Source organism: Streptomyces sp. AK010 (genome assembly GCF_014207295.1).
Classification (GTDB): Bacteria; Actinomycetota; Actinomycetes; order Streptomycetales; family Streptomycetaceae; genus Streptomyces; species Streptomyces massasporeus.
Genome location: NZ_JACHCX010000001.1, coordinates 357,002 through 371,176, shown reverse-complemented (window position 1 = coordinate 371,176; position 14,175 = coordinate 357,002). Strand labels below are relative to the sequence as shown.

11 protein-coding genes and 2 pseudogenes are annotated in these 14,175 nt (G+C 71.7%); 7 read left to right on the top strand and 6 right to left on the bottom strand.

From position 1 onward, the window contains the following. Positions 1-40 precede the first annotated feature (40 nt). Together HDC93_RS01730 and HDC93_RS01725 are read right to left on the bottom strand one after the other, a co-directional pair. Positions 41-1,318 (bottom strand): ABC transporter substrate-binding protein, encoded by a 1,278-nt coding sequence (locus HDC93_RS01730; RefSeq protein WP_185006431.1) that lies wholly within the window; start codon positions 1,316-1,318, stop codon positions 41-43. Positions 1,319-1,389: 71 nt separating this feature from the next. Further along, the gene (locus tag HDC93_RS01725; protein WP_185006429.1) at positions 1,390-2,445 is read right to left on the bottom strand and encodes a carbohydrate kinase family protein; all 1,056 of its coding nucleotides are present in this window, start codon (positions 2,443-2,445) and stop codon (positions 1,390-1,392) included. A gap of 149 nt (positions 2,446-2,594) precedes the next feature. On the opposite strand from HDC93_RS01725, the gene HDC93_RS01720 reads away from it, so the two are divergent. The 5 genes and pseudogenes from HDC93_RS01720 (at position 2,595) to HDC93_RS01700 (ending at position 9,247) form a co-directional block, all read left to right on the top strand. Then, entirely contained in the window at positions 2,595-3,359 is a 765-nt protein-coding gene (locus tag HDC93_RS01720) for a DeoR/GlpR family DNA-binding transcription regulator (RefSeq protein WP_185006930.1), read from the top strand. A 190-nt stretch (positions 3,360-3,549) separates the two neighbouring features. Further along, positions 3,550-4,890 carry a 6-phospho-beta-glucosidase gene (locus HDC93_RS01715; RefSeq protein WP_185006426.1) on the top strand — a complete coding sequence of 447 codons (1,341 nt, stop codon included), beginning with the start codon at positions 3,550-3,552 and terminating at the stop codon, positions 4,888-4,890. A gap of 72 nt (positions 4,891-4,962) precedes the next feature. Continuing rightward, positions 4,963-8,004 (top strand): glycoside hydrolase family 38 C-terminal domain-containing protein, encoded by a 3,042-nt coding sequence (locus tag HDC93_RS01710; RefSeq protein WP_185006424.1) that lies wholly within the window; start codon positions 4,963-4,965, stop codon positions 8,002-8,004. 4 nt (positions 8,005-8,008) lie between these two features. Further along, positions 8,009-8,629 (top strand): annotated as a pseudogene (locus HDC93_RS01705) (alpha-L-fucosidase); the annotation flags it as partial. A 98-nt stretch (positions 8,630-8,727) separates the two neighbouring features. Next, a pseudogene (locus HDC93_RS01700) lies at positions 8,728-9,247 on the top strand (cupin domain-containing protein). A 4-nt stretch (positions 9,248-9,251) separates the two neighbouring features. On the opposite strand, the gene HDC93_RS01695 reads toward HDC93_RS01700, so the two are convergent. Continuing rightward, positions 9,252-10,388 (bottom strand): ATP-grasp domain-containing protein, encoded by a 1,137-nt coding sequence (locus HDC93_RS01695; protein ID WP_185006422.1) that lies wholly within the window; start codon positions 10,386-10,388, stop codon positions 9,252-9,254. Between the two features lie 258 nt (positions 10,389-10,646). Between HDC93_RS01695 and HDC93_RS01690 the strand changes: the two genes are divergently transcribed. Both HDC93_RS01690 and HDC93_RS01685 read left to right on the top strand, forming a co-directional pair. Beyond that, positions 10,647-11,507 carry a metallophosphoesterase gene (locus HDC93_RS01690; protein ID WP_185006420.1) on the top strand — a complete coding sequence of 287 codons (861 nt, stop codon included), beginning with the start codon at positions 10,647-10,649 and terminating at the stop codon, positions 11,505-11,507. Continuing rightward, the gene (locus HDC93_RS01685) at positions 11,504-12,163 is read left to right on the top strand and encodes a 4'-phosphopantetheinyl transferase superfamily protein (protein WP_185006418.1); all 660 of its coding nucleotides are present in this window, start codon (positions 11,504-11,506) and stop codon (positions 12,161-12,163) included. Before HDC93_RS01690 ends, HDC93_RS01685 begins: the two co-directional genes overlap by 4 nt. 201 nt (positions 12,164-12,364) lie before the next feature. On the opposite strand, the gene HDC93_RS01680 is transcribed toward HDC93_RS01685, so the two are convergent. The 3 genes from HDC93_RS01680 to HDC93_RS01670 form a co-directional block, all read right to left on the bottom strand. Then, on the bottom strand, positions 12,365-12,589 hold the full coding sequence (locus HDC93_RS01680) for a hypothetical protein (protein ID WP_185006416.1): 225 nt from the start codon (positions 12,587-12,589) through the stop codon (positions 12,365-12,367). 176 nt (positions 12,590-12,765) lie between these two features. Then, the gene (locus tag HDC93_RS01675) at positions 12,766-13,296 is read right to left on the bottom strand and encodes a toxin-antitoxin system, toxin component (RefSeq protein WP_185006928.1); all 531 of its coding nucleotides are present in this window, start codon (positions 13,294-13,296) and stop codon (positions 12,766-12,768) included. Positions 13,297-13,328: 32 nt separating this feature from the next. Beyond that, complete coding sequence (locus HDC93_RS01670; RefSeq protein WP_185006414.1) at positions 13,329-13,988, bottom strand: helix-turn-helix transcriptional regulator; 660 nt, start codon at positions 13,986-13,988, stop codon at positions 13,329-13,331. Between the last annotated feature and the right edge of the window lie 187 nt (positions 13,989-14,175).

The window sequence follows — 14,175 nt, the reverse complement described above, 5'->3', positions numbered from 1 at the left end:
GGGCACCGCGGCGGTACCGGTGACCGGAGGTGAGGACACCTCAGTTCACCCCCTGCCGCCGGGCGATCTGCTTGGCCTGGCCGACCGCGTCCCTCCAGGCGTCCTCGGGCTTCTTGCCCTTGGCCTCGATGCTGGACAGCTCGGTCATGAAAGGCGCCATGACGGCGGCGTCGGCGGGTGCCTCGTAGCTGGACGGGATGGCCTTGGCGGCCGGACCGAAGACCTCGATGATCTTCTGCCCGCCGAAGAACGGGTCCCCGCCCGTCATGGCCGGCATGGCGTACGCCGCCGGCGCGGCGGGGAAGATCGCGGCGTCGGTGAAGCCGCGGGCGTCGTTCTCCGGGCTGAGGATCCAGCTGATGATCTTGAACGCCTCTTCGGGGTTCCGGCACTGCTTGGGCAGGGCCAGGTAGGAACCGCCCTGGTTGGCCGGTCCGCCGGGCATCGCGCAGACCCGCCATGTGCCCTTGGTCTTCGGGGCCGCCTGCTCGATGTCCAGGGCGTGCCAGGCGGCACCGAGTTCGGTGCTCAGGGTCTTGCCGACGGCGGCGTTCCAGGTGTTGTCGTTGATCTTGGCGTCGAGACCGAGGGTGTAGGGGCGGACCGCCGTGGTCCACGCCGTGCGGATGTGGTCCTGGTCGCCGATGAAGCGGTTGTCCTTGTCGATGAACCGCTCGGTGCCCTGGCCGACCGCCATGGTGAAGACCGAGCCGATGTTGTTGACCAGGTAGGTGCCCGGCACCTTCCTGCGCAGCTCCGTGCCGAGCGCGAAGTACTCCTCCCAGGTTCCGGCCCGGGCGGCGACCTTGTCGGGGTCGGTGGGCAGCCCCGCCTTGTCGAACAGGTCCGCCCGGTAGAAGAGCGCGGTGGGGCCGATGTCGATCGGGAAGCCGATCTGCTTGCCGTCCTCGGTCTGGGCGAGCTTGGTCTTCCAGTCCAGGTACTGGGACGCGATCTTCTTGAAGCCCAGGTCGTTGAGGTCGAGGAAGCGGCCCGCGTTGGGCAGGAAGGACGCCATGTCCTCGCCCTTGATGCCGGTGATGTCGGGCACGGAGGCGCCGGCGGCGAGCGTGGTGGTGAGCTTCTGCTTGAAGTCGCCGCCTATGGAGGCGGCGGTGAGCTTCACCTGGCCGCTGAAGTGCGTCTTCGCCTCGGCGACGACCTTGTCGCTGAGAGCGCCTCCCCAGTACCACAAGGTGAGGTTCTTGCCGTTCTTGCCGCCGGTCGATCCCGAGCCGCCGCCGCAGGCGACGGTCAGACCGGAGGCGGCCGCGGTCAGCGCGGCGGCCTGGAGGAAGCCTCTACGAGAAAGGTCCACGGGTCACTCCTGTTGTTCCTGTTCGACGTGCAGAGAGGTGCAGGGGGAGGGGAAGGGAGCGGGGGAGAGAGTCAGTGCCGCCCTGTTCCGGAGGCGTGGGGACCGGAGGGCGTGGGAGGGCTCGGCGGGGTGACGGGGGCGTGGTGCGGGGGCGGCCCGGGGTCGGCCGGGATGCGGTCGGCGAGGAACCCGTAGGCGCGTCGCAGTCCGGGGTCGGTCCGGGAGCGCCACCAGCGTTCGACGCCGTACCAGCCGGGAGCCGCGAGGGCACCGCCGTGGTGGCGGACGGACAGCCCGGCCGCGAGCACCGCGAACCGCAGCCGCTCCGCCAGCGGCCAGCCGCCGAGGGAGGCCGCCACGAAGCTCGCGCCGAAGACGTCCCCGGCGCCCGTCGCGTCCAGGACGTCCGTGTCCAGGGCAGGGACCTCGGCGTACTCGCCGGTGATCTGGTCGACGGCGAGGGCGCCGTTGCCGCCCCGGGTCACCACGGCGACCGGCACCAGCTCGGAGAGCGTGCCGAGGGCGGCCACCGCGCTGTCGGTGCGGGTGTAGGCCATCGCCTCGGTCTCGTTCGGGAGGAAGGCGTGGCACAGGGACAGCTGCTCCAGCAGGGCCGTCGGCCACTCCTGGGTGGGGTCCCAGCCGACGTCGGCGTAGATCTGCGTGCCGTTCGCGGCGGCCTTGGCGAGCCATTCGCGCGGCTCGGCCTCGAGGTGCACCAGGGCGGTCCGCGCGTCGGGCGGGTCGCCCATCAGCGCGTCCTGCGAGTACGGCGGCTCCTGTCCGTGGGTGAGCAGGGCCCGGTCGTGGCCGTACGCGACGGAGACGGTGACCGGTGTCGGCCAGCCGTCCGCGGTACGCGAGAGCGAAAGGTCGACGCCCTCCTGGTCGCGCAGGACCTCGCGGCAGTACGCGCCGTAGAAGTCGTCGCCGAACACCGTGGCCAGGGAGGTCCTGAGGCCGAAGCGGGAGGCGGCCACGGCGAGGTTCGCGATGCCGCCCGGGCCGCAGCCCATGCCCCCGGTCCAGATCTCCTCCCCCGGGGTGGGCGGCTTGCCGAGGCCCGTGAGGACGAGGTCGTAGAAGAGCAGCCCCGTCAGCAGCACATCGGGCCGGTCGTCGTCCACGGATGTGTCCTCTCGCTCACGGCTTCAACGGAGATCGTCAAAACTCGTCACTTCTCTGGCCGGAATCGTGCGCTGCCCAGAGAGATTGGTCAATACCCGAGCAGAACTGAGCATGGAAATGATTGAAGATGACGAGTAGTGTTCCGGCCGTGCTGGCAGAACGACGACACCAACTCATCCTGCGGGCCCTGCGCGCCGGCGGGCCCGCGGCCGTGACCGACCTCTCGGAGCAACTGGGGGTGAGTCCCGCCACAATCAGGCGTGACCTGGTCAAACTGGAAGAAGACGGACTGCTCACGCGCGTGCACGGCGGCGCCGTCGTGGAGGAGGGCGACCAGCCCTTCGCCGAGGTCGCCGAGGTGCGCGTCAGCGAGAAGGACGCCATAGCCGAACGCGCCGCCGCGATGATCGAGGAGGGCGAGTCGGTGCTGCTGGACATCGGGACGACGGCCTACCGGCTCGCCCGGCAGCTGCACGGACGCCGGCTCACCGTGATCACCAGCAACCTGGTGGTCTACGAGGAACTCGCCGACGACGAGGGCATCGAGCTGGTCCTGCTCGGCGGCATGGTCCGCCGCGAGTACCGCTCCCTGGTCGGATTCCTCACCGAGGACAACCTGCGCCAGCTGCACGCCGACTGGCTCTTCCTGGGCACCAGCGGCGTGCGGCCCGGCGGGCAGGTCATGGACACGACGGTCGTGGAAGTGCCGGTCAAGCGCGCCATGATCAAGGCCGGCGAGAAGGTGGTGCTGCTCGCCGACGCGGCGAAGTTCCCCGGGCACGGGATGGCGAAGGTCTGCGGGCCCGAGGAGCTGGACGCGGTGGTGACCAACGAGCCCGTCGACGCGGCGACGCGGGCCTCCTTCCAGGAGGCGGGCGTCGAGGTCGTCGTCGTGGGAAAGGTGCAGATGTGAACCCATTCCCGGCCGAAGCGGGCGGACTCCCGGCCCAGGCGGCCCCGCCCTTCGGCGAACAGCGAGGTCACACACCCTCGACACCGGCCGGGCCGCAATCGGCCCGGGGTCGTGAAGCGAGTTCAAGGAGGCGGTGCGGGCACGGTTCTCACGACGTGCCGCGCACAGCCTGCCGAATCGGAGGAACGCGGTGAAGCTGACGATTCTGGGCGGCGGAGGATTCCGCGTGCCGCTGGTGTACGGAGCGCTCCTCCAGGACCACGCCGAGGGCCGGGTGACCCGTGTCGTCCTGCACGACCTGGATGCCGGGCGGCTGTCGGCGGTGACACGTGTCCTCGCCGAGCAGGCGGCCGGCGTCCCCGACGCACCCGAGGTGAGCGCCACCACCGACCTCGACGAGGCCCTGCGCGGCGCCGACTTCGTGTTCTCCGCGATCCGTGTCGGCGGCCTGGAGGGACGCGCGAACGACGAACGCGTGGCCCTGGCCGAGGGCGTGCTGGGCCAGGAGACGGTGGGCGCGGGCGGCATCGCCTACGGCCTGCGCACGGTCCCGGTCGCCGTCGACATCGCGCAGCGGGTGGCCCGGCTCGCCCCCGACGCCTGGGTCATCAACTTCACCAACCCGGCCGGACTGGTCACCGAGGCCATGTCCCGCCACCTCGGCGACCGCGTCATCGGCATCTGCGACTCCCCGGTCGGTCTCGGCCGCCGCATCGCACGGGTGCTCGGCGTGGAGGACCCGGGCGAGGCGTGGATCGACTACGTCGGCCTCAACCACCTCGGCTGGGTGCGTGGCCTGCGCGTCGCGGGCCGCGACGAACTGCCGCGGCTGCTCGCCGACCCCGATCTGCTCGGCTCGTTCGAGGAGGGCAAGCTCTTCGGCGCCGACTGGCTGCGCTCCCTCGGCGCGATCCCCAACGAATACCTGCACTACTACTACTTCAACCGCGAGGCCGTACGGGCCTACCAGCAGGCCGAGAAGACCCGCGGCGCCTTCCTGCACGACCAGCAGGCCCGCTTCTACGCCGAGATGAAGAACCCGCACGCCCCCGCCCTCACGGTCTGGGACCGCACCCGCGCCGAGCGCGAGGCCACGTACATGTCCGAGAACCGGGAGACCGCGGGCGCCGGCGAACGCGACGAGGACGACCTGTCCGGCGGCTACGAGAAGGTCGCGCTCGCGCTGATGCGGGCCATCGCCCGGGACGAGCGCACCACCCTGATCCTCAACGTCCGCAACCGGCGCACGCTGTCGGTCCTGGACACGGAGGCCGTCATCGAGGTCCCCTGCCTCGTCGACGCCAACGGCGCCCACCCCGTCACCGTCGACCCGCTGCCCGACCACGCCACGGGCCTGGTCTGCGCGGTCAAGGCGGTCGAGCGCGAGGTGCTGGCCGCCGCCGGCTCGGGCTCCCGCGCGACGGCCGTGAAGGCCTTCGCCCTGCATCCGCTCGTCGACTCCGTCAACGTGGCCCGCAGGCTGGTCGAGGGCTACACCGAGGTCCATCCCGGGCTGGCGTACCTTAGGTGAACGCCGATCGGTAAGCGCTTTCCCCCCACCGCTTCCCGCCTGCTCGCTCTTCCCGCTTCCTGGAGACATCCCATGCACGACGAAAGCCGCCGCATCGAGGAGCGCGTGCAGCGCCTTCACGACCAGCGCATCAAGACCGCGGTCTACGCGGCCACCGTCCCCTTCGAGGTCGAGGCCTGGCAGGCCCCGGGGGAGCCGGTCCCGTTCGAGGAGGCCGCCGCCGCGTCCTACGAGCCGTTCTCGATGGGCACCCCGTGGGGCCCGCCCTGGGGCACCACCTGGTTCCGCATGCGCGGGCAGGTGCCCGCCGAGTGGGCCGGCCGGCGCGTCGAGGCCGTCATCGACCTCGGCTTCACCGGCGACTGGCCCGGCAACCAGGCCGAGGCCCTCGTCCACCTCACCGACGGCACCCCGCTGAAGGCCGTCAACCCGCTCAACCAGTACGTGGCGATCGCCAACCCCGCCCGCGGCGGCGAGAGCGTCGACTACCTGGTCGAGGCCGCCTCCAACCCCGACATCCTCGCGGACAACTTCTCGAGGACCACTCCGCTCGGCGACAAGCTCACCGCGGGCGACAAGCCCCTCTACACCTTCCGCGCCGCCGACATCGCCGTCCTCGACGAGGAGGTCTGGCACCTCGACCTCGACGTGCAGGTGCTGCGCGAGCTGATGCTGGAGCTCGGCGAGCACGACCCGCGCCGGCACGAGATCGCCCACGCCCTCGACCGGGCGATGGACCTGCTCGACCTGGACGACGTCTCCGGCTCGGCCGCCGCGGTCCGGGAGGCGCTCAAGCCGGCGCTGTCCAGGCCCGCGCACGCCAGCGCGCACACGATCTCCGGCGTCGGCCACGCCCACATCGACTCCGCCTGGCTCTGGCCGATCCGCGAGACCAAGCGCAAGACGTCCCGCACCTTCTCGAACGTCACCTCGCTCGCCGACGAGTACGACGACTTCATCTTCGCCTGCTCCCAGGCCCAGCAGTACGAGTGGGTCCGCGACAACTACCCCAAGGTCTGGGCCCGCATCCAGGAGTCGGTCAAGAACGGCCAGTGGGCGCCCGTCGGCGGCATGTGGGTCGAGTCCGACGGCAACCTGCCCGGCGGTGAGGCCGTCGCCCGCCAGTTCGTCCACGGCAAGCGGTTCTTCATGGACCACTTCGGCATCGAGACCAAGGGCGTGTGGCTGCCGGACTCCTTCGGCTACAACGCCGCCTACCCGCAGATCGCCAAGCTCGCCGGGAACGAGTGGTTCCTCACCCAGAAGATCTCCTGGAACCAGACCAACAAGTTCCCCCACCACACCTTCTGGTGGGAGGGCATCGACGGCACCCGCATCTTCACCCACTTCCCCCCGGTCGACACCTACAACGCCCGCTTCAGCGGCGAGGAGATGTCCCGCGCGGTCCGCAACTACTCCGAGAAGGGCGGCGCCTCCCGCTCCCTGGCCCCCTTCGGCTGGGGCGACGGCGGCGGCGGCCCCACCCGCGAGATCATGGAACGGGCCCGCCGGCTGGCCGACCTGGAGGGCTCCGCGAAGGTCGTCGTCGAACACCCCGACGAGTTCTTCGCCAAGGCCCGCGAGGAGTACCCGGACGCGCCCGTGTGGGTCGGCGAGCTCTACCTGGAGCTGCACCGCGCCACCTACACCTCCCAGGCCCGCACCAAGCAGGGCAACCGCCGCTCCGAGCACCTCCTGCGCGAGGCCGAACTCTGGGCGACCACGGCCGCGCTGCACGCGCCGGGCTACAGCTACCCCTACGAGAAGCTGGACCGGCTGTGGAAGACGGTGCTGCTGCACCAGTTCCACGACATCCTGCCCGGCTCCTCCATCGCCTGGGTGCACCGCGAGGCCGAGGCCGAGTACGCCCGCGTCGCTGAGGAACTGCACGCCCTGACCGCCGAGGCGGTGGCCGCGCTGGGCGCCGGGGCGCCCCGCGCCTTCAACACCAGCCCCTACGACCGCGCCGAAGTGGTCCGCTCCGCCGACGGCACACCGGTGTACGTGGAGGTCCCCGCGAGCGGCTCCGCGCCCCTGGCCGACACCACGCCCCCGCGGCCGGTGACGGTGGACGGCCTGGTCCTCGACAACGGACTGGTCCGCGTGGAGGTGGCCGAGGACGGCACCCTCTCCTCGGTTTGTGACCTGCGCGCCGGCCGCGAGGTGCTCGCCGAGCCGGGCAACCTGCTCCGCCTGCACACCGACCTGCCCAACTACTGGGACGCCTGGGACATCGACAAGCACTACAAGAACCGCTACACGGACCTCCTGGACGCGTCGTCCGTCACGGTCGTCGAGCAGGACCCGCTGGTCGGCGCTATCCGCGTCGAGCGGTCCTTCGGCAAGGGCTCCACGATCACCCAGACGATCACCGTCCGCGCCGGCAGCGCCCGCATCGACATCGAGACGGACATCGACTGGCACGAGACCGAGAAGATCCTCAAGGCGGCCTTCCCTGTCGACATCCGCGCCCCGCACTCCTCCGCCGAGATCCAGTTCGGCCACATCCAGCGCCCCACGCACACCAACACCAGCTGGGAGTCGGCCCGCTTCGAGGTCTCCGGCCACCGCTGGGTGCACCTCGCCGAGCCCGGCTACGGCGTCGCCGTCATCAACGACTCGACCTACGGCCACGACGTCTCCCGCACCGTCCGCGAGGACGGCGGCACCACGACCACCGTCCGCCTCAGCCTGGTCCGCGCCCCGCGCATCCCGGACCCCGAGGCCGACCAGGGCCGCCACCGCTTCACCTACGCGCTGCTGCCCGGCGCGGCCATCGAGGACGCCGTCGCCGAGGGCTACTCCCTCAACCTGCCGCTGCGGGTGGCCGACGCGGCCGGCGCCCCCGAGCCGGTCGTCTCGGCCGAGGGCGAGGGCGTGACCGTGGAGGCGGTCAAACTCGCCGACGACGCCTCCGGCGATGTCGTCGTACGGCTCTACGAGTCCCGCGGCGGCCGGGCCACCGGCACCCTGCGCACCGGGTTCCCGCTCGCCGGCGCCCGGATCACCGACCTGCTGGAGCGTCCGCTGAAGGACGCGGAGATCACCGACGGCGCCGTCGCCGTCGCGCTGCGGCCCTTCCAGATCCTCACCCTGCGCCTGCGAAGGGGCTGACCTCATGGCCATGCAGCCGTGGTTCGAGGACGCCAAGCTCGGCATCTTCGTCCACTGGGGCATCTACGCCGTCGACGGCGTCCAGGAGTCCTGGTCGTTCTACGACGACATCGTTCCGCACGAGCAGTACATGTCCCAGCTCGACCGGTTCACGGCAGCCCGTTAGACCCGCGCGACTGGGCGAGGCTCTTCGCGCGGGCCGGGGCCCGGTACGCCGTGCTCACCAGCCGCCACCACGACGGGTCGCCCTGTGGGACACCGCGTACGGCGAGCTGAACGTGGGCCGTGATCTGATCGGCGGCTACGCCGAGGCCCTGCGCGAGCAGGGCCTCGAGGCCGGCCTCTGCCACTCCCACTCCGACTGGACCACCCCGACTACGCCTCCACCCGCAAGCCCGGCCGCCCGCCGGAAATGGAGGACAACCGCTACTCCGAGGTCGCCGCCGAGTTCGAGGACCTGGACGCCTGGGAGAGGTTCCTCGCCTACCGCGACGGACAGATCCGCGAACTCACCGGCCGCTACCGGCCCGACCTGATGTGGTTCGACGGCGAGTGGGACCGCAGCGAGGAGCAGTGGCGCATCCCCGAACTCGCCGCCCTCATCCGCTCCGAGGTGCCGGACGTCCGGGGCGGGGGCCGCTTCCGACACCCTCGAATTGACCCACGATCACGGCACCGGAATGCCCCGTGCCGGGGGTCGCCCGGCTCCCTGGAGTCGATGTCATGACGACGGCACAGAACGACACGCGAAACAGCAGCGGCTTCGCACCGGTCCTCACGCGCGCCGCCGAGGCCGGGACGACGCGCGACCCCAGCAGCGTGATGACCCTGCTCGCCGACTCCGGGAACACCGACGGACGGCTCACCGCCCACCGGTCGACGTTCGCCGAGGGCGCGGTAGGCGCACCCGCCCACCCGCACACCGAGGCGTCCGAGATGTTCTACGTCCTCGACGGCGCGCTCCAGGGTGCTGGTGGGCGAGGAGACCACCGTGCTGCGAGCCGGCGACTTCCTTGCCGTACCGCCGAACACCCCGCACGCCTTCGCCGCCGCGCCCGGTGCGACAGCCGACGTGCTGTTCGTCTTCACCCCGGGCGCGGGGCGCTTCGACTACCTCCGGCTGCTGGGCCGGGTGATGCGCGGCGAGGCCGACCCGCAGGAGATCCAGGACTCCCCGGAACCCTTCGACATCCACTACGTCGACAGCCCCGTGTGGCGTGAGGCGATCGCCGCCAGGAGCTGAGGCTTCAGAGGGGCAGCGCCTGGGCCGCCGACCCGACGGAGCCGGCCGGTTCGGCCGACGGGGGCGCCGGTACCGCCGGCAGCGGGTCCGTCGTCTCCGGCCGCTGGTGCGGCAGCGACACCGGTCGCAGCGGACGCGGCCCCGACACCACCGAGTAGTCCTGGCCCAGGAACGGCGGCACCACCTCTCCCGGGTCCTCGCCGAGGGCCAGCTGCACGGCGGCCCAGGGGGCGTTGACACCGCAGAGCGACAGCTGGTGCAGTCCGCCGGCCGGGCGGGTGTTGACGTCCATGAGGACCGGCCGGTCGCCGAACATCCGGAACTGGATGTTGGACAGGTAGTGCAGACCGAAGCCCTCCGCGATCCGCCGGGCCGGGTCCAGCCACTGCTCGTGCAGGGTGAAGCCCCGGCGGCGGCCGTTCTTGGTGCGGCCCACCGCCAGCCGGACCCGGTTGTCCGGGCCGGTCAGGCAGTCCACCGACACCTCGGGCTGCTCCAGACGCGGCATCACCAGCCAGTCGACCGGCTCCTCGGCCTGCCGCAGCGCCTCCAGCACCAGCTCGAGCGGCACGTACGGGCTGGGGAACCCGCTCAGATGCATCAGAGAGAAGGGCGTGCGCGTGATCACCCGGAAGCCCACCCCGCCGGCCCCGGACGCCGGCTTGAAGCAGGCCTTGTGCCCGCCGGACTCCAACTCCTCGACAGCTGCGACGAGTTCGTCCGCCGCCCGGACCCGGTACCACGGCGGAACCGGCACGCCGATCGCCTGGACCGCCTCGTAGGCGATCACCTTGTCGTGGAAGACGGCCACGGCCTCCGGCGGCGGCGCCAGCAGCGCGGTGCCGACCGCCTCGAACTCGGCGCGGTGCGCCACGATCGCCGACTGGTGCAGCCGGGGCACGAACACGTCGATGCCGCGCCGTGCGCACTGGGCCAGCGCGTACTCGACGTACCCGGCCGGGGACAGGTTCTCGGGCTCCAGCTCGGCGGTGTCGGCGGCGGCCAGCACCGGCGAGTCGGGGTCGCCGTGGGTGGCGTGGATCTCGACGGCCCGGTCGCTGGGATTTCTCCGCAGCTGATCCATGAAGAACACGTTCTCCGCGTACGTGCGGTTGAGCCAGACGCGTACGCGAGAGACCATGCAGGCCGCCTTTCACGGTTCGCGGGCAGGGCTGAGCAGCCCGTGCCCGGGCAGGAAAATGGAGGGACACCAAACCGCCCCTGTGAAAGGGGAGTTTCCAGCGGTGGTGTTGGGCCAGATCATACGGCTTCGGCGAGCCCTGTCGTGCAACGCGCGTGTGAAGGAATTCTCCGGCCACGGGCCCCGGGCCGCTCTTGCTCCCCGTCGCGCGGATGTGATCTCTTGGTGACGTCCGGGTGCGCGCGGAGGGGGCGAGAGGTGACGTCGACGGCCGGTGGTGCCGCACAACTGCTGGCCATCAGCGATCTGCACATCGGCTACCCGGAGAACCGCGCCCTGGTCGAGGGCATGCGGCCCGGGACGGACGACGACTGGCTGCTCGTGGCCGGTGACGTCGCGGAGACCGTGGCGGACATCCGCTGGGCCCTGGAGACGCTCGCGGGCCGCTTCCGCAAGGTCGTCTGGGTGCCCGGCAACCACGAGCTGTGGACCCATCCGAGCGACGCCGTCACCCTGCGCGGTGTCGACCGCTACACGCACCTGGTCGAGCTGTGCCGCGAACTCGGCGTGACGACACCCGAGGACCCCTACCCCGTCTGGGACGGCCCCGGCGGCCCGGTCGCCGTCGCCCCGCTGTTCCTGCTGTACGACTACTCGTTCCTGCCCGCCGGCTGCACGACCAAGGAGCAGGGCCTGGAGTACGCGCAGGGCACCGGGATCGTGTGCACCGACGAGTACCTGCTGCACCCCGACCCGTACCCGAGCCGGGAAGCCTGGTGCCGGGCCCGGGTCGCCGAGACCGAACGCAGACTCGCCGGACTCCCCGGCGACCTGCCGGTGATCCCCGTCAACCACTACCCGCTGCACCGGCATCCGATGGACGTGCTGTGGCACCCCGAGTTCGCCATGTGGTGCGGTACGGACCTGACCGCCGACTGGCACCGCAGGTTCCGCGTGCACACCATGGTCTACGGCCATCTGCACATTCCCCGCACCACCTTCCACGAGGGCGTGCCCTTCGAAGAGGTGTCGGTGGGCTATCCGCGCGAGTGGAGCAAGCGGGCCCAGCCGCCGGGGCGGCTGCGGCGCATCCTGCCGAGGGAGGGCGAGCAGCGGTGATCGAGGAACTGCTGCCGGACGCCGTGGTCACCGTGGAGGTGTACGGCCACGAGGACGCGGACACCCCGCTGTACCCCGAGGAGGCGGCGTTCGTGGCCCGGGCGGTCGCCAAGCGGCGCAGGGAGTTCGCCGCCGTGCGCTCCTGCGCCCGCCGCGCCATGGAGAAGCTCGGTGTGCCGCCGCAGCCGATCCTGCCCGGGGAGCGCGGCGCCCCCCGCTGGCCGGCCGGACTGGTCGGCAGCATGACCCACTGCGACGGCTACTGCGCCGCGGCCCTGGTCCGCGCCGGCGACCTGGCCTCCCTGGGCATCGACGCCGAGGTCCACGGTCCGCTGCCCGAGGGTGTCCTGTCGTCCGTGGCCCTGCCGGCCGAGGCGGACCGGCTGCGCGGGCTCGCGGCCGAACGCCCCGACATCCACGGGGACCGGCTGCTGTTCAGCGCGAAGGAGTCCGTCTACAAGGCGTGGTTCCCCCTCACCGGGAAGTGGCTGGACTTCATGGAGGCCGACATCGAACTCACCGCCGACGGCACCTTCCGCGCGGCGCTGCTCGTCCCCGGCCCCTGGGTGGGCGGCCGCCGCCTCAGCCACTTCGACGGCCGCTGGACGGCGGGGCGGGGCCTGATCGCGACGGCGATCGCGCTGCCGCACGGCTGATCCGGCTTTGCACGACCCGGCCGGGGTCTGCCGAACGGCTGATCCGGCTTTGCACGACCCGGCCGGGGTCTGCCGCACGGCTGATCCGGCTTTGCACGACCCGGCCGGGGTCTGCCGAACGGCTGATCCGGCCCCGCACGACCGCCCCGGGTCTGCCGCACGGCTGTCCCGCCCTCCCGGCCCGGCCAGGGGCGCCCCGGGTCAGGGACTCGGCTCCGGGCACCAGTTCTCCAGGAGGCGGAAGAACGCCTCCTCGTTGCCGGTCAGCCCGGCGCGCTCAAGGGCCTGCTCCGCCTCGGCGAGCACCGCGGGCGGGACGAGCGGCGGGCCGCCCTCCAGGTCGAAGGCGGCGCGGACGGTGTGCAGCAGCCGCAGATACGCCTGGACGGCGGTGCGTTCACGATCGGTCAGAACGGCGGTGGGCATCGGTCGGCTCTCCCCGTGTCGGCGTCGTCGGTCCCGCGCCCTCGCGGCGCGCACGCCCCGCACGGCGGTGACGCCCCTCCAGCTTGCCGCCCACCACTGACAATCCGGTCCCGTCGCCCTCCGGTTCGCCCGCTCGGCGGAGGTCGACCGCCCCACGTTGCCGTGGCGGCGGCCCGTCAGCCCTGCGGTCCGCGATACCCCAGCGACGCCTCGATCCGACCCGCCAGATGGTCCCGCTGCACCGGCCCCCGCGACGACGAACCCGTGAGCCACGCCCGGCACTTGCTGGCGAGCAGCAGGCCGAAGCTCTCGGCCTCCATCTCGTCGTCGAGGTCGAAACGGGTGCGCGCGGCGACCTTCAGCACCGTCGCCTCGAGGTCGGCGCCGTCGTCGAGCAGCCGGGCCGCCACGGCCGCGCCCTCGACGTGGTGGGAGCAGTGCCCGGCCTTCATGTGCCACAGCTCGTGGCCCAGGATCACCAACTGGTGGTCGGGAGCGGTGCGTTCCTCGATCACGACGAGGTCCTGGTCGGCCATGTCGAGCCAGAGCCCGCTGGCGGTCCCGGGCGGGAACGCTGCCGTACGGAAGAGGACGGGGCGGCCGCGGCGTCTGCTCATGCCGTCGCACAGGGCGGCGTACAGCTCCTCGGGCCGGGCCGGCGCGGGGAGGCTCAGCTCCGCGACCAGCTCGCCGCACAGACGGCGCATTTCCTTACCGATGCCCACAGTTCTCCCCACGGTCACGACTCGGGCCGCTTGACGCTCTCCAGGAGCATGTCCAGCCACTCCGCGACCTTGTCGCGGTGCTGGTCGGTGGGCAGTTGCGCGGCCCGCCAGGCGATGCCGCGCACGCCGTGGTCCTGCAGCAGCCGCTCCAGCGGGTCGTCCGCCGCCGCGGCAGCCTCCCGCTCGCGGTCGGCGAGCTTCTGCAGCAGCTCCTGCTCGGTGTGCTGGAGGGCGCTCACGAGCGCCTCGGCATCCTCGGCCGTCAGGAAGCCGGCGTGCACCCGGAAGAACCTCTGGAGGGCGTCGCAGTGCTCCATGGTCGGCCGCCGGTCGCCGTTGATGAGGGCGCCGGCCTGCTGACGCGACATGCCCGCGCCGTCGGCGATCTCCTGCTGGGTGTACTTGCGGCCGTTGGGCTTGAGCCGGGTCCGGCGCAACAGGTCCAGGCGCTGCAGGAACCGGGCCTGGACGTCGGGCTCGCCCGCCGGCCGGCCGCAGAGCAGGGCCTTGACCACGGGATCCGGGACCCCGGAGGCGACGGACAGCCGGCCGATGTCGAAGACCTCGGCATGCGGCACGCCGAGCCGGTCGGCGAGCGTGCCGACACGGGAGACGACGGCCGGTAGCACGGCCGTCGGCGTGGCGCCCGGACCCTCGACGAAGCCACCCGTCACCGACAGATCTCCTACGTATCTCACAGGCTTCTCACAAGTGGATGCCGTGACCTACCCCGGCGTGAACTTCCCGGAGCGTAGCCGGTGCTTCGAACTCACATCCAGGTCTCGCCACAACTGTGGCCAATTTCAGCCGTCAACAGGCGCGGAATGCCACGATAGTTGACACGCCTCAACCCGGGGCAGC